The organism is Sphingomonas oleivorans (assembly GCF_003050615.1).
In the GTDB taxonomy this organism is placed as follows: Bacteria; Pseudomonadota; Alphaproteobacteria; order Sphingomonadales; family Sphingomonadaceae; genus Sphingomonas_H; species Sphingomonas_H oleivorans.
On sequence record NZ_NWBU01000015.1, the window covers coordinates 1 to 14,231 of the forward strand.

The following is a 14,231-nucleotide window of genomic DNA, read 5'->3' on the forward strand; positions in this document are numbered from 1 at the left end:
ATCACCTGCTCCGCATGAACACGGAGCCCTATGAATCAGTGATTAGCCCGCTTGGGAATCCTGAATGTCGATCGGCCCTAGGGTTTGAGCGCCCAGCGGACCGCATAGGCAACGATCCCCACCACCGCGACGCCTCCGGCCCACAGGCCGATGAACCAGGCGATTTGCTTCAGCCGCATCAATGATAGCCGTGCGCGCCGACCTTGCCGCGGAAGACCCAATAAGCCCAGCCGGTATAGGTCAGGATCAGCGGCACCAGCACGGCCGCGCCCACCAGCATGAAGACCTGGCTCTTTTCCGGCGCCGCCGCCTCCCAGATCGAAACGCGGCCGGGGATGGCGTCGGGCCAGATCGAGACGGCGAGCCCCACCATCGACAGGCCGAACAGCGTCAGCGTCAGGAAGAAGGGCGCCCGCTCCTTGCCTTTCGCCAGGCTCCAGAACAGCGCAATGGTGGTGATCGTCACCAGCAGCGGCACCTGCGCCGTCGCCAGCACGCCCGGCCAGGCGAACCAGCGCTGATAATATTTGGTCTCGAGGAAGGGCGTATAGGCGCTGACTGCGGCGATCGCGACGATCAGCGCGATCGCGAGCGGCCAGGCGAAGCGGCGCGCATCGTCATGGACCGGCCCCTCGGTTTTCCAGAGGAGCCAGCAACTTCCCAGCAGCGCATAGCCGATGATCAGGCTGATGCCGGTAAGCAGGCTGAACGGGGTCAGCCAATCCCAGGAACCGCCGGCATAGGCACGCCCTTCGATGCTGATGCCCTGCAGCAGCGCACCGAGCGTCACGCCCTGCGCGAAGGTGGCGACCACCGATCCCACGCAGAAGGCGGCATCCCAGCCGCGCCGATGCGCCGGATCGCGCCAGCGAAACTCGAAGGCGACACCCCGGAAGACGAGGCCGAGCAGCATCGCGATCAGCGGCGCGTAAAGCGCGGGCAGCACGATCGCATAGGCCAGCGGAAAGGCCGCCATCAGCCCGCCGCCGCCCAGCACCAGCCAGGTTTCGTTGCCGTCCCATACGGGCGCGATCGAATTCATCGCGCTATCCCGCTCCTCGCCGACGCGGAAGCCGGGAAAGAGGATGCCGATCCCGAGATCGAATCCGTCGAGCACCACATAGGCGGCCACCGCGAAGGCGATGATGAAGGCCCAGATGGTGGTGAGGTCCATATTGACGATCATCGGCCGTCCTCCGTCCCGCCGGCCTCATGCTCATGCTCGCCGAGCGCGATCGCCGGCGCGGGCGTGACGCCCGCCGAGCGGATCGGTGCGTCCTCCAGCCCCGATTCATGCGGGTGCGGCGGCTTCGACATCAGTTTCAGAATATACCATGTGCCCACGCCGAAAACGGCGAAATAGACGATCACGAAGGCGGCGAGCGATCCCGCCACGCCGGCGGCCTCGATCGGCGAGCGCGCGTCCGCGGTGCGCAGCAGGCCATAGATCACCCAGGGCTGCCGCCCTACCTCGGTCGTCACCCAGCCGGAGATCACCGCCAGGAATCCCGCCGGCGACATGATGAGCGCCGCGCGATGCAGCCAAGGCCAGTCGTAAAGCCGCCCGCGTACCCGCGCGACAAGGCTGAACAGCCCCAGCGCCAGCATCAGGAAGCCGAGCGCCACCATGATACGGAACGACCAGAAGACGATCTCGACCGGCGGCCGATTCTCCTTCGGGATCGTGTCGAGCCCGGCCAGCGGCGCATTGAGATCATGCTTCAGGATCAGCGAGGAAAGCTTTGGAATCTCAACCGCGCCATGGACGGTTTGCGCCTCGTCATCGGGCAGGCCGAACAGGATCAGGGGCGCGCCATCGGCGTGGCTCTGAAAATGGCCTTCCATCGCCATAATCTTGGCCGGCTGATGCTCCAGCGTGTTGAGCCCGTGCATGTCGCCGACGAAGATCTGGACGGGCGCCACCAGCGCCGCCATCCACATCGCCATCGAGAACATCTTGCGCACCTGCGGCGTGTCGTGCCGCCGCAGCAGGTGCCACGCCCCCACCCCGCCGACGACCAGCGCCGTCGTCAGATAGGCGGCGATGACGGTATGGACGAGCCGATAGGGGAAGCTGGCGTTGAAGACGATCTCCATCCAGCCGCGCGCGGGCACGAACTGGCCGGCCGCGTTGATCGCCCAGCCCGCCGGCGTCTGCATCCAGCTATTCACGCTCAAGATCCAGAAGGCGGAGATGAAGGTGCCGACCGCGACCATCAGCGTCGCTGCGAAATGCAGCCCCTTGCCCACCTTGTTCATGCCGAACAGCATGACGCCCAGGAAGCCCGCCTCGAGGAAGAAGGCGGTGAGCACCTCATAGGCCATTAGCGGCCCGATCACGGGCCCCGCCCGATCGGAAAAGACCGCCCAGTTGGTACCGAACTGGTAGGACATGACGATGCCCGAAACGACCCCCATCGCGAAGGCCATGGCGAAGATCTTCAGCCAATATCGGAAGAGATCGAGATAGAGCGCCTTGCCCGTCTTCAGCCATAATCCTTCCAGCACCGCCAGAAAGCTGGCGAGCCCGATCGAGAAGGACGGGAAGATGAAATGAAAGCTGACCGTGAACGCGAACTGCGCCCGCGCAAGGATCAGTGCGGTGTCTGCTTCGCTCATGGCCTAGCCTTTACGCCTTTGACACGCAAAATGCAGCATGAGTTTACGGAACAGAAATGACCGCTTTGCGCATCATCACAAAGAAAAAAGGGCCGATCCGTGAGGACCAGCCCTGAAAAGTCTTAGGAGAGGATGCCTGAAAGGCCCGATCTTTGTGCATCGCAGCAGCGATTCCTGCAAATGCAAAAGCATTTTCCGCAATTGCAGTTGTTGCAATCGCCGATCCGCGCTTGCCCTCGCCGGCTCGCTTGAACCCGGGCCTTTTAGGCTCCATCTTGCGCCCATTCTGGGCTGGAGGAACTAGATGGCGACTATCGCGACCGAGACCGATCTCGTGCTCAACGCTCCCGATCCGGTGAAGGTCGTCGCGCCCGAAAAGGCCGCCGGGCTGGTGCCGCTCGAAAGCGGGCAGAAATCGAAGCTGGACGAGAAGGTCGAGCAGTTCGTGGACGAGCTGGTCGGCTTCGATGCAAACAGCCCCGAATTCGGCAGGAAGGTCGATCAGATCACCAATATGGGCCGGCGCGAGATTGCCGAGGCGGCGGGCCAGTCCAATCGTTTCCTGGATCGGCCGGTCAAGGCGATGGATGCCGATACCGGCGTCGGCACCGATCTCGCCGAGCTGCGCCGCACGATCGAGGATCTCGATCCGGGCAGGCGCGGCAATCTGCTCGCGCCCAAGAAGCTGTTCGGCATCATCCCCTTCGGCAACCGGCTGCGCGACTATTTCGACGGTTACAAATCCGCCCAGTCGCATATCTCGTCGATCCTCGCCCGCCTCGCCTCGGGCAAGGACGAACTGCTCAAGGATAATGCCGCGATCGATGTGGAGCGGCAGAATCTGTGGGCCGCGATGGGCCGGCTGGAACAGATGATCCACATCTCCAAGTCGCTCGACGCGCGCCTCGAAGACAAGGCGATGGAGCTGGAGGCAACCGATTCCAACAAGAGCAAGGCCATTCGCGAGACGGCGCTCTTCTACGTCCGCCAGCGCTCGACCGATCTTCTGACGCAGATGGCGGTGACGGTGCAGGGCTATCTCGCGCTCGATCTGGTCAAGAAAAATAATGTCGAGCTGGTGAAGGGCGTCGATCGCGCCTCCACCACCACCGTCGCGGCATTGCGCACCGCCGTCACGGTCGCGCAGGCGCTGACCAATCAGAAGCTGGTGCTGCAGCAGATCACCGCGCTCAACACCACTACCGCCAATATGATCGAATCGACCGGCACGATGCTGCGCGAGCAGACCGGCGAGATCCACAAGCAGGCAGCCTCCTCGACCATCCCGCTGGAAACGCTGAAGCGCGCCTTCCAGAACATCTATGATACGATGGATTCGATCGACAAGTTCAAGATCGAGGCCCTGTCCTCGATGAAGCAGACGGTGACCACGCTCACCGACGAAGTGGAGAAGTCGCGCGGCTATATCGCCCGGGCGGAAGGCGCCGCCCAGAGCCAGGCCGAGCCCTTCAAACTGGAAAGCTGATGGTCGATTCGAGCCGCGTCATCCACGAAGCCGAAGCGATGCTCCGGCGCCTCTCGCCCGAGGCGCGCCGCCTCGCCCATCGCGCGCGGCAGCGGCGCTGGCGTGCATTGCTGCGGCGGCTCAAGCTGATCTTCTATTCGGTGCTGGCGATCATGCTCGCGGCCGGCACGTTCGGCCTGTTGGTAGCGCCGCTCGGCGTGGAGGGGCTGATGCTCGCCTTCATCGCCATGGCGCTCACCGCCGCGACAATCCTCGCCTGGCCGGGCACGCCCTCGCCGACGCCCGAAACGCTGGCGAAGAGCGACCTTGCCCTCCTCCCCCAGCGCACCGAGGAATGGCTCGAGCGTCAGCGCCCTGCGCTTCCCGCGCCCGCCGCGCGGCTGGTGGACGGCATCGGCCTCCGTCTGGAAGCGCTCGCACCCCAGCTCCAGACGCTCGACCCGCGCGAGCCCGCCGCGATCGAAATCCGCAAGCTGATCGGCGAGGAGCTGCCCGAGCTGATCGACGGCTATCGCCGCGTGCCGGAAGCGCTGCGCCGGGAGTCGCGCAACGGCATGGTCCCCGATCGGCATCTCATCGAAGGGCTCACTGTGGTCGAATCCGAGCTCGGCCGCATGAGCGAGCAACTCGCCAGCGGCGACCTCCACAAGCTCGCGACGCAGGGCCGCTATCTGGAGCTCAAATATAAGGGCGACGAGAGCGAATAATGTCCATGCCGGAGAGAAATAGCGCTTCCGGTTGACCTCCGCCCTCCGGCCGATACTGTCCCCGTCCAAGGGGGATCATGTGCTGACGTTTCTGGGGGCGGCTGACAACATCGTCTTCTCGACCGCGCTCGTCCTGATGCTGCTGATCGGCCTTGTCGAAGCGATCGGGCTGGGCACGGGCGCGATGGATCTCGACCTGGACGGCGATGCCGGCGGCCTGCTCGGCTGGCTCGGCATCGGCCGGCTGCCCTTGCTGATGCTGCTCGTCGCCTTCCTCGCGAGCTTCGGACTGATCGGCCTTGCCGGGCAGCAGGCGGCGCTCAGCCTTAGCGGCGCCCTCCTCCCGGCCCTTATCGCAGTGCCCGCCGCAGGTGTGGCCGCGCTGCCCGTCACCGGGCTCGCCGCCCGCCTCCTCGCCCGCATCCTGCCGCATGATGAAACCAGCGCGGTGAGCCTCGACAGCCTCGTCGGCCGCAGCGCGACGATCATAGTCGGGCGCGCCTCGCGCGGCTCGCCCGCCAAGGCGCGGGTCCGCGACGTCCATGGCCAGCCCCATTATGTGATGGTCGAACCCGACACGCCCGGCCAGAGCTTCGCCGAGGGCGAGCAGATCCTGCTCGTGCGGCGCGAAGACGCGATCTTCCGCGCGATCATCGACGAAAATCCCCGCTTCTCCAACTGGATCGAAAGATGAGCAACATGGTCCCCGCCGCTTCTGCCACGTCCGGCCTGGTCAATATCGGCATCTATGCCGGCGTCGCGCTCACCACGCTCATCATCCTCGGCGTGATCCTCGCCCGTCTCTACAAGCGCGCGTCGAAGGAGATCGGCTTCGTCCGCACCGGCTTCGGCGGCGAGAAGGTGGTGATGAACGGCGGCGCGCTCGTCCTCCCCGTGCTGCACGAGACGATGCCGGTGAACATGAACACGGTGCGCCTCGCGGTCGAACGCAAGAATTTCGACGCGCTGATCACGCTCGATCGGCTGCGCATCGACGTGAAGGCGGAATTCTATGTGCGCGTGCGGCCCGATCGCGAATCGATCGCGGTCGCGGCACAGACGCTCGGCCTGCGCACCATGCAGCCGGAGCATCTGAAGGAACTGGTCGAAGGCAAGTTCGTCGATGCGCTCCGCTCGGTCGCGGCAGGCATGACGATGAACCAGCTGCACGAGCAGCGCTCCGATTTCGTCCAGAAGGTTCAGCAGGTCTCCTCCGCCGATCTGGCGATGAACGGGCTGGAGCTCGAATCGGTGTCGCTGACGGGCCTCGACCAGACGTCGATCGAGCATTTCAACGCCAATAACGCCTTCGACGCGGAAGGCCTCACCAAGCTCACCGAGCAGATCGAGCTGCGCAAGAAGGCGCGCAATGACATCGAACAGGATACGCGCATCCAGATCGAGACGAAGAATCTCGAGGCCGAGCGCCAGTCGCTGCTGATTGCGCGCGACAATGAGTTCGCCCGGCTGGAGCAGGAGCGCGAGGTGGAGGTGCGTCGCGCCGAGCAGGTGTCCGAGGTCGCCCGGCAGCAGGCCGAGCGGCAGCGCGAGGCCGATCAGGCGCGCATCCTCGCCAAGCAGCAGACCGATGCGAGCCAGATCGAGGCGGACCGCGCGATCCAGCAGGCGCGCATCGCCCAGGCGCAAGCGATCGAGATCGCCCGGCAGGAGCAGCAGATCGCGGTGCAGAATAAGAGCCGCGAGGAAAGCCAGGCCAAGGCCGAAGCCGACAAGGCCCGCGCCAGCGCGGTTTCGGCCGAGGAGCAGGTGTCGACCGCGCGCGAGACGGAAGTGGCCGAACGCGCCAAGCGGATCGAGTTGATCGAGGCGAGCAAGGAGGCCGAGCGCTCCGCCATTGCGATTCGCGTCCAGGCCGAGGCGGAGAAACAGGCCGCCGCCGACCGCGCCGAGGCGCTGCGCGCGGCCGCCGAGGGCGAGGCCGAGGCGGAGAAGCTGCGCGCCGAAGCCGCCCGCATCCGCTTCGAGGTGGAAGCGGCCGGCCAGCGCGCGGTCAACGAGGCGGCGAACCTGCTCTCCTCCGACCAGATCTCGCTTCAGACCAAGCTCGCTTTGCTCAAGGTGCTGCCCGAGCTGGTGCGCGAATCCGCCAGGCCGCTGGAGGCGATCGACAGCATCAAGATCGTCCAGGTGGAGGGACTGTCCGGCAATGGCGGCACGACATCGGCGGATGCGGCCGCCGGCGACCAGAATCTCGCCAGCAGCGCGGTCGCGGCGGCGCTCCGCTACCGCGCCCAGGCACCGGTGATCGACGGGCTGATGAAAGAACTTGGCTTCAACGGCGGCACGCTCGATTCGATCGTCGCGGCGGCAGCCGACGGCCAGGAAAAGCCCGCCTGAACAGGCTTGCGAGCCATTCGATATGACCCGTCGCCCCGGCGCAGGCCGAGGCCCATGTCTCTATCCATTCCCGGCGGCCTTCGTGGCGAGAGACATGGATCCTTGCCTGCGCGGGACCTTTGCAGATCCCCTTCGGTCATGCCGAACTTGTTTCGGCATCCACGCCTCATCCACACCGTCGCGCAGGTTTCACGGCAGACCCAGAAACAAGTTCAGGGGTGACGGCGGATTTATTCCAGGCGAATGAAAGCCCCCGACACGCTTGGCTCCCGAACGCAGGACAGGCTCACAAAATTTTCGGGAAGCCGCTGGATGCCCCGTGAGGATTCGAACCTCAATTGACGGAGTCAGAGTCCGTAGTCTTACCTTTAGACGACGGGGCAACAGCGAGGCGCGCCAGATAGGCGGCCGGGAAGAAGCTGTCAACGCGCTTTGACACGGACCGCCACTTGCCGCCCCCCGCGCCAGCCGATAGGCTCATCTCCAAGTCCCGGCGGCACTTGCCTCCGGCAGCAGAAGAAGAGTTCATATCCATGGCGCACCGTCCCGCATCGGCCGCGCCGCCGTCGGGTGTTTCCCCTGGCGGATCGGCGAGGAAGACTGCTCCGCCCGTCGTCCCAAAGAATATTCCGTGCCGCACCTATGCCGCGCTGGATCTGGGCACCAATAATTGCCGACTGCTGATCGCCCGCCCCTCGCCCGAGGGATTTGTGGTGGTGGACGCCTTTTCGCGAATCGTGCGGCTGGGCGAAGGCCTGTCGGCGAGCGGACGGCTGAGCGATGCGGCGATGGACCGGGCGGTGAGCGCGCTTTCCATCTGCGCGGACAAGCTCCGCCGCCGGCGCGTCTCGCTGGTCCGCTCCGTCGCGACGGAGGCCTGCCGCCGCGCCGCCAATGGCCGCGAATTCATCCGCCGCGTCTATCATGAAACCGGGATCGCGCTGGAGATCATCTCGCCCGAGCAGGAGGCCCGGCTTGCCGTCACCGGCTGCCATGCGCTGCTCGAGGCGGGCGAGGGCCCGGCGCTGATCTTCGACATAGGCGGAGGATCGACCGAGCTGGTGCTGATCGAGAGCAGCACCGGCGCGCCCCGCGTGATCGACTGGTTCAGCGCACCCTGGGGCGTCGTCTCGCTCAGCGAGAGCGAGCCGCATATCGATCGCGACCGCGAGCAGCGCCTCGCTTCCTATGCCCGCATGCGCCAGCGGGTGATCGACGCCTTCGCACCCTTCCGCGCGGTGCTGGGCGAACGCGGCGTGAAGCCCGGCCGGCTGCTCGGCACGAGCGGCACGGTGACGACGCTCGCCAGCCTCCATCTCGATCTGCCCAGCTATGATCGCCGCGCGGTCGACGGGCTGATCGTCCCGTCGGATGCGATGCGCGCGATCAGCACGCGGCTTTCCGGCATGTCGGTTGCCGAGCGCGCGACGCTCCCCTGCATCGGCGGCGAGCGCGCCGATCTGGTGGTGGCGGGCTGCGCGATATTGGAGGCGATCCTCGACGTATGGCCGGCGGTGCGGCTGGGCGTCGCCGATCGCGGGATAAGGGAAGGCATATTGCGTTCGCTGATGGCGCGCGACGGCCATAGCTGGTAGGCGGCGGCGATGAGCAGGGGTGGATCAGGCGGACGCCAGCGGGTGAAGACAGCGCGTGGGCGCACGGCGGCGTCGACGCGCTGGCTGGAGCGGCAGCTCAACGATCCCTATGTCCGCCGCGCCAAGGCAGAGGGCTATCGCAGCCGCGCCGCCTATAAGCTGATCGAGCTCGACGAGCGATTCGGGTTGCTCAAGGGCGTGTCGCGCGTCGTCGATCTCGGCATCGCGCCGGGCGGCTGGTCGCAGGTCGTGCGCAGGCAGGCGCCGAAAGCGGCGATCGTCGGCATCGATCTGCTGCCGACCGACCCGATCGACGGCGTCACCATCCTGCAGATGGATTTCATGGACGAAACCGCCCCCGGCCTGCTTGCGGACGCGCTCGGCGGCCCGGCGGATCTCGTCCTGTCCGATATGGCCGCCAATACGGTTGGCCATACCCAGACCGATCATCTGCGCACCATGGCGCTGGTGGAGGCCGGCGCCTATTTTGCGGGCGAGGTCCTCCGCCCCGGGGGCGCCTATGTCGCGAAGGTGCTGGCGGGCGGCGCGGACAATGATCTGGTGGCGATGCTCAAGCGCATGTTCGCCACGGTGAAACATGCCAAGCCGCCGGCCAGCCGCAAGGATTCGTCCGAATGGTATGTGATCGCGCAGGGCTTCAAGGGCGTGCAGCCGGATCGGGAATGATCGCCGCTCCGCGCCCGATCAGCGCCGCGCCGCCACCATCGCCAGGATCAGCCAGCCCAGGATCATGCCCAGCCCGCCAATGGGCGTGACCGCGCCCAGCCAGCGCGGCCAGCCCAACGCCATGGCATAGAGCGTGCCCGAAAATATCGCCGCGCCGATCAGAAAGAACAGCGCCGCCGCCCGCCCCTTCGGCATCTGCAAGGCGACGAGCGCGGCGACCGCATGCACCATCTGATACTGCGCGCCGGTTCTCAACCATTCGGCGGCGCGGCCCTCATGGCCATGCGCCCCCGCAGCCCCCGCCAGCACGGCGAGTGCGCCGGACAGCGCCGCCAGCAGGCCGAACATACCCGCGCCGCGCCTCATGCCGGGCCCAGCGGCCGATCCGGGTGGAACATCATCTCCTTAGCCTCCTCGGCGAAGATCGTGCCGGATTCGGCCTGGACGCGTAGCCGCGCCTTGTCGCGCGTGCGATATTCCTGCTCGATCCGATCCACTTCCTCCGGCTCCACGCCCACCGCTTCCAGCGCGAGCCGCCCCATCTTGACCGCGGATTCGAACACTTCGCGCACGGCCGCGCCGACATCCAGTCCCTTGTAGCGCATCAGCGCGCGCCGATCATAAGTGCGCACGAATATCGCCGCCTGGCGGAAGCTCTTGAGCGCGAGCTGCAATTCCTCGCGGCTGAGCTGGTCTCGATCCATCGCGAAGACGATCGTCTTCGCCTCCGCCGCGCCCGCCCGGCGCAGCAGGTCGAGCCGCGTGCCGTCGCCATAATAGACTTTGAGGCCGAACTTCATCGCGACGTCGATCTGTTCCGCCTTGCTGTCGATGATCGTGACGGGGGTGCCGTTCGCCATCAGCATCTGCGCGACGGTCTGTCCGAACCGGCCATAGCCGACGACGATCGCCTCCGCCGGTCCGGCCAGCTCCGGCCCTTCCAGATCGGTGCGCATCTCGGGCTTGGGCTGGTTGAAGCGCCGCGCGAGCATCATCAGGAAGGGCGTGGTTGCCATCGAAAGCGTCACCACCGCGCCGAGCAGGCTCGCCGCCGATGGCGCGATCAGTTGCGCCGCCTCCGCCTGGGCGAACAGCACGAAGCCGAATTCGCCGCCCTGGCTGAGCAACAGACCGAGCGCCATGGCCGGACGCGCGGCCATGCCGAACAGACGCGCCAGCCCGAAGATCAGCACCGCCTTCGTCGCCACCACCGCCAGCGCCAGGCTGATGACGAAGAACGGACGGGCAGCGATGGCGTGCAGATCGAGCATCATCCCTACCGCGAGGAAGAACAGGCCGAGCAGGATCGTCCGGAATGGATCGACGTCCGCCTCAAGCTCATGGCGATAGGGCGAATCCGCGAGCATCACGCCCGCGACGAAGGCGCCGAGCGCGGTCGACAGGTTGAGCGCCTCCATCACCGCGGCACTCGCCAGCACGGCGAACAGGCCCGCACCGACGAAAAGCTCGCGTTCGCCGAGGCCACCGATCAAGCGGAACAGCGGGTTCAATATATAGCGCCCGGCAAGGACCAGCCCGACCACCGCCGCCACCGTATAGACCGCCAGCAGCCAGCCCGGCGGCGCGGACGGATCGGCAGGCGCGCGGGACAGCGCCGCGACGATCGTGATCAGCGGGATGATCGACAGGTCCTGGAACAGCAGCACGGAGAAGGCACGCTCGCCGAAGGGCGTGTTGAGCCGCCCCGCCGATTGCAGCATCGGCAGCACCTGCGCGGTGGAGGACAGCGCCAGCGGCAGACCCAGCGCGATCGCCGCGCCGAAGCTGAAGCCCGTGGTGACATAGATCAGCGCGGACAGCGCCGCGCCGCACAGGATGACCTGTATCAGCCCCAGGCCGAATATGTCGCGCCGCAGCCGCCAGAGCCGGCTCGGATGGAGCTCCAGGCCGACGAGGAACAGCAGCAGGACGATGCCCAGCTCGGCGATGTGGAGCTTGGTCTCCGCCCCGCCGACGAAGCCGAAACCCTGCGGGCCGATGGCGGCACCCGCCACCAGATAGCCCAGCGTCGCACCCAGGCCGAGCCGGCGGAAGAGCAGGACGAATGCCAGGGCCGCGCCCAGCATCACCACGCCGTCGCGAAGCATCGTCTCGCTCATGCCGCGGCACGCTCCGTCGCCTGCGCCGCCGCTTCGGCGACGGCCTCGAAAGCGAGGCGGATGGAGGCGTGGCGCGCGCTGTGCGGCCGCGCCGGCCCGAAGATTTCGAGGCCGGGCCAGTCGCCCGGATCGTCCCGCTCGCCGGCGAGGAAGGCCGTCAGCGCGTCGCGCGCCGCGGCGAGCTCGTCCGGCGTGCAGCCTATCGCATGGCTACCCATCAGCGCGGCGGAAGCCTGGCCCAGCGCGCAGGCGCGCACTTCCTGGCCCAGCGCTTCGAGCCGCCCGTCCGCGCCCATGCGCACATCCACCGTTACCCTGCTGCCGCAGACCGGAGAGCGTTTTTCGACCGTCGCCTGCGGGGCTTCCAGCCGCGCCTGATGCGGGATGCTGGTGGCGAGGCGGAGTATGGCGGAATTGTAGAGCGCGGCGGACATGACCGACATGTAGAGCGGCAGAACGATCGCCGCTACCTCGTCCGCAACAAAGGAGTCATGTTGGGCAAGATGCCCGATCAGCTTGCCTTATGGGCCGCCCCGCTCCGGCGCCGCATTTCGACGAAATCGACGATGGCGCGGCCACTGGCATTGAGCAGCGGATAGGTGCGCGACTTGGTCATCCATTCCGGGCGCTCGGAGCCACCGCCAAAGACCGTGTCATAGCCCAGATTGGCGGCGAGGAAGAGCAATGTGCCCGCCAGCAGCCCCTTGAGCGCGCCGAAGCCCAGCCCGAGCAGCCGATCGACCGGCCCCAGCACCGACTGGCGCGTCCGCCGACCGACCGATCCGGCCACCATCTTGCCCAGGATGAACACGATCAGGAAGATCAGTGCGAAGGCGAGCACCGCCGCCCCTCCGCGCGTGCCAACGATATCGGCGAGAAAGCCCGTTGCCGGCCCATGCAGCACTTTCAGCGCGGCGATCGCGGCGACCCAGGCGAAAAGCGACAACACCTCCGTCACGAAGCCGCGAAGAACACCCATCACGGCACAGCCGAGGATGAGGAGGAGAATGATGATGTCGAGGGCGGTCAGTGCGGTCGCGGTCATGGGCGAGACCGCTAAAGCATTTTCGAGACGGGTGGAATCACCCGGCGACCCGGAAAATGAGACAAGCAGACGCGCATTTCGTCGGCGGCTGAAAAGGCAGAGCCCCCAAAAAGCCGCATCAATCGATGCCGCGCCCGAGCAGATGATCGACAAGGCCGCCCAGCGTCGCGAAGCCCGATATCGCCATGCCGCCGCCCATATCCTGCGCGGAAACCGGCGCCAGCGCGCGCGAGAAGCCGAGCTTGGCCGCTTCCTTCAGGCGTAGCCCGCCATGCGCGACGGGACGCACCTCGCCCGACAGCGCCACCTCGCCGAACGCCACCGCATCGGCCGGCACCGGCCGCTCGGCAAGCGCCGAGACGAGCGCCGCGGCCACCGCGAGATCCGCCGCCGGATCCGACACGCGATAGCCGCCGGCGATGTTGAGATAGACTTCGGCGGTCGAGAAACTGAGCCCGCAGCGCGCCTCCAGCACGGCAAGGATCATCGCCAGCCGCCCCGAATCCCAGCCGACCACCGCCCGGCGCGGCGTCGCCCCGCTGGCGAGGCGCACGACCAGCGCCTGTATCTCCACCAGCACGGGCCGCGTCCCTTCCATCGCGGGGAAGACGGTCGCGCCGCTGATATTCTCGCCCCGCGTCGTCAGGAACAGCGCGCTCGGATTGGTCACCTCGTCCAGCCCGCCCTCGGCCATGGCGAAGACACCGATCTCGTCCGTGCCGCCGAAGCGGTTCTTGATCGCGCGCAGGATGCGATATTGATGGCTGCGCTCGCCTTCGAAGCTCAGCACCGTATCGACCATATGCTCCAGCACGCGCGGGCCCGCGATCGATCCGTCCTTGGTGACATGGCCGACCAGCACCAGCGCCGTGCCGCGCTCCTTGGCGAAACGGATCAGCTCCTGCGCGGAGGCGCGCACCTGGCTGACGGTGCCGGGCGCGCCCTCGATCAAGTCCGAATGCATCGTCTGGATCGAATCGATCACGAGCAGTGCCGGCGGCGCCTCGCGCTCGAGCGTCGTGAGGATGTCGCGCACCGACGTCGCCGAGGCGAGCTTGACCGGCGCCGCCCCCAGCCCCAGCCGCCGCGCGCGCAGCCGCACCTGATCGGCCGCCTCCTCGCCGGAGATATAGGCGACCGGCATTCCCGCCAGCGCGAGCTTCGCCGCCGCCTGGAGCAGCAGCGTCGATTTGCCGATCCCCGGATCGCCGCCGATCAGCGTCGCCGATCCCGCCACCAGCCCGCCGCCCAGCGCCCGATCGAGCTCCGCTATGCCCGTCGCCGCGCGCGCCGGCAGCGGAATGTCGGAATCAAGGCCCGAAAGCGCCACGGCGCGCCCGCCCGAGCGCAGGTCATGCTTGGCCGCGAAGGGGGTGACATTGCCGCCCGCCTCTTCCACCAGCGTGTTCCATTCGGCGCAATCGGCGCATTGGCCCTGCCATTTGTTCGAAACGCCCCCGCAGGCCTGGCACACATAGCGTTTCTGAAGCTTGGCCATAGCCGGTCCCGCATCCCGAAATACGAACGAAGCGAGAACATAGCCATGGCGCGCCGGGCCCGCAACTCCTGCTCTGGCCTTCGCCGAATATCCTGCATAGAAGGCGCCGATGAAAG

Annotated in this window: 15 protein-coding genes and 1 tRNA gene; 6 read left to right on the top strand and 10 right to left on the bottom strand. The window is 66.8% G+C overall.

The features are described from left to right. Positions 1–77: 77 nt before the first annotated feature. Genes CLG96_RS14955 through CLG96_RS18515 form a run of 4 tightly spaced genes read right to left on the bottom strand, consistent with a single transcriptional unit; the run spans position 78 to position 2,893 of the window. Positions 78–179: a DUF2474 domain-containing protein gene (locus tag CLG96_RS14955; protein ID WP_107969038.1), complete on the bottom strand. Its 102-nt coding sequence runs from the start codon at positions 177–179 to the stop codon at positions 78–80. Next, entirely contained in the window at positions 179–1,186 is a 1,008-nt protein-coding gene (gene cydB, locus CLG96_RS14960; RefSeq protein WP_243395814.1) for a cytochrome d ubiquinol oxidase subunit II, read from the bottom strand. Before cydB ends, CLG96_RS14955 begins: the two co-directional genes overlap by 1 nt. Next, on the bottom strand, positions 1,183–2,619 hold the full coding sequence (locus CLG96_RS14965) for a cytochrome ubiquinol oxidase subunit I (protein WP_107969040.1): 1,437 nt from the start codon (positions 2,617–2,619) through the stop codon (positions 1,183–1,185). Before CLG96_RS14965 ends, cydB begins: the two co-directional genes overlap by 4 nt. Before the next feature lie 43 nt (positions 2,620–2,662). Next, positions 2,663–2,893 (bottom strand): hypothetical protein, encoded by a 231-nt coding sequence (locus CLG96_RS18515; protein WP_133175408.1) that lies wholly within the window; start codon positions 2,891–2,893, stop codon positions 2,663–2,665. A gap of 30 nt (positions 2,894–2,923) precedes the next feature. Between CLG96_RS18515 and CLG96_RS14970 the strand changes: the two genes are divergently transcribed. From CLG96_RS14970 to CLG96_RS14985, 4 genes are all read left to right on the top strand, one after another. After that, entirely contained in the window at positions 2,924–4,105 is a 1,182-nt protein-coding gene (locus tag CLG96_RS14970) for a toxic anion resistance protein (protein WP_107969042.1), read from the top strand. Further along, positions 4,105–4,812, top strand: a complete 708-nt coding sequence (locus tag CLG96_RS14975; protein ID WP_107969044.1) for a hypothetical protein — start codon at positions 4,105–4,107, stop codon at positions 4,810–4,812. The genes CLG96_RS14970 and CLG96_RS14975 overlap by 1 nt, the downstream gene beginning before the upstream one ends. A gap of 79 nt (positions 4,813–4,891) precedes the next feature. Then, on the top strand, positions 4,892–5,506 hold the full coding sequence (locus tag CLG96_RS14980) for a YqiJ family protein (RefSeq protein ID WP_107969046.1): 615 nt from the start codon (positions 4,892–4,894) through the stop codon (positions 5,504–5,506). After that, a complete protein-coding gene (locus tag CLG96_RS14985) occupies positions 5,503–7,170 on the top strand; it encodes a flotillin family protein (RefSeq protein ID WP_107969048.1) in 1,668 nt (555 codons plus the stop codon). Before CLG96_RS14980 ends, CLG96_RS14985 begins: the two co-directional genes overlap by 4 nt. Positions 7,171–7,479: 309 nt before the next feature. Here CLG96_RS14985 and CLG96_RS14990 read toward each other — a convergent pair. Next, positions 7,480–7,553: transfer RNA gene (locus tag CLG96_RS14990), tRNA-Gln, on the bottom strand. Positions 7,554–7,703: 150 nt separating this feature from the next. Here CLG96_RS14990 and CLG96_RS14995 point away from each other — a divergent pair. Beyond that, positions 7,704–8,765, top strand: coding sequence for a Ppx/GppA phosphatase family protein (locus CLG96_RS14995; protein WP_107969050.1), 1,062 nt, complete (start codon positions 7,704–7,706; stop codon positions 8,763–8,765). A 9-nt stretch (positions 8,766–8,774) separates the two neighbouring features. After that, entirely contained in the window at positions 8,775–9,452 is a 678-nt protein-coding gene (locus CLG96_RS15000; RefSeq protein ID WP_107969052.1) for an RlmE family RNA methyltransferase, read from the top strand. An 18-nt stretch (positions 9,453–9,470) separates the two neighbouring features. Here the strand turns inward: CLG96_RS15000 and CLG96_RS15005 are convergent, their stop codons facing one another. From CLG96_RS15005 to radA, 5 genes are all read right to left on the bottom strand, one after another. Then, positions 9,471–9,818 (bottom strand): DUF423 domain-containing protein, encoded by a 348-nt coding sequence (locus tag CLG96_RS15005; protein WP_107969053.1) that lies wholly within the window; start codon positions 9,816–9,818, stop codon positions 9,471–9,473. Further along, complete coding sequence (locus tag CLG96_RS15010) at positions 9,815–11,572, bottom strand: cation:proton antiporter domain-containing protein (RefSeq protein ID WP_107969056.1); 1,758 nt, start codon at positions 11,570–11,572, stop codon at positions 9,815–9,817. Before CLG96_RS15010 ends, CLG96_RS15005 begins: the two co-directional genes overlap by 4 nt. Further along, on the bottom strand, positions 11,569–12,006 hold the full coding sequence (locus CLG96_RS15015) for an iron-sulfur cluster assembly scaffold protein (RefSeq protein ID WP_107969249.1): 438 nt from the start codon (positions 12,004–12,006) through the stop codon (positions 11,569–11,571). Before CLG96_RS15015 ends, CLG96_RS15010 begins: the two co-directional genes overlap by 4 nt. Before the next feature lie 77 nt (positions 12,007–12,083). Then, entirely contained in the window at positions 12,084–12,617 is a 534-nt protein-coding gene (locus CLG96_RS15020; RefSeq protein ID WP_107969058.1) for a CvpA family protein, read from the bottom strand. Between the two features lie 118 nt (positions 12,618–12,735). Beyond that, complete coding sequence (radA, locus tag CLG96_RS15025; RefSeq protein WP_107969060.1) at positions 12,736–14,115, bottom strand: DNA repair protein RadA; 1,380 nt, start codon at positions 14,113–14,115, stop codon at positions 12,736–12,738. Positions 14,116–14,231 lie beyond the last annotated feature (116 nt).

Excerpts from the sequence above, each read along its gene's own strand:
- CLG96_RS15000 (WP_107969052.1), top strand. The coding sequence starts at position 8,775 with ATGAGCAGGGGTGGATCAGGCGGACGCCAGCGGGTGAAGACAGCGCGT.
- CLG96_RS14975 (WP_107969044.1), top strand. The coding sequence starts at position 4,105 with ATGGTCGATTCGAGCCGCGTCATCCACGAAGCCGAAGCGATGCTCCGG.
- CLG96_RS18515 (WP_133175408.1), bottom strand. The coding sequence starts at position 2,893 with ATGGAGCCTAAAAGGCCCGGGTTCAAGCGAGCCGGCGAGGGCAAGCGC.
- CLG96_RS15010 (WP_107969056.1), bottom strand. The coding sequence starts at position 11,572 with ATGAGCGAGACGATGCTTCGCGACGGCGTGGTGATGCTGGGCGCGGCC.
- CLG96_RS14970 (WP_107969042.1), top strand. The coding sequence starts at position 2,924 with ATGGCGACTATCGCGACCGAGACCGATCTCGTGCTCAACGCTCCCGAT.
- cydB (WP_243395814.1), bottom strand. The coding sequence starts at position 1,186 with ATGATCGTCAATATGGACCTCACCACCATCTGGGCCTTCATCATCGCC.
- radA (WP_107969060.1), bottom strand. The coding sequence starts at position 14,115 with ATGGCCAAGCTTCAGAAACGCTATGTGTGCCAGGCCTGCGGGGGCGTT.
- CLG96_RS15015 (WP_107969249.1), bottom strand. The coding sequence starts at position 12,006 with ATGTCCGCCGCGCTCTACAATTCCGCCATACTCCGCCTCGCCACCAGC.
- CLG96_RS14985 (WP_107969048.1), top strand. The coding sequence starts at position 5,503 with ATGAGCAACATGGTCCCCGCCGCTTCTGCCACGTCCGGCCTGGTCAAT.
- CLG96_RS14965 (WP_107969040.1), bottom strand. The coding sequence starts at position 2,619 with ATGAGCGAAGCAGACACCGCACTGATCCTTGCGCGGGCGCAGTTCGCG.
- CLG96_RS14955 (WP_107969038.1), bottom strand. The coding sequence starts at position 179 with ATGCGGCTGAAGCAAATCGCCTGGTTCATCGGCCTGTGGGCCGGAGGC.
- CLG96_RS15020 (WP_107969058.1), bottom strand. The coding sequence starts at position 12,617 with ATGACCGCGACCGCACTGACCGCCCTCGACATCATCATTCTCCTCCTC.
- CLG96_RS15005 (WP_107969053.1), bottom strand. The coding sequence starts at position 9,818 with ATGAGGCGCGGCGCGGGTATGTTCGGCCTGCTGGCGGCGCTGTCCGGC.
- CLG96_RS14995 (WP_107969050.1), top strand. The coding sequence starts at position 7,704 with ATGGCGCACCGTCCCGCATCGGCCGCGCCGCCGTCGGGTGTTTCCCCT.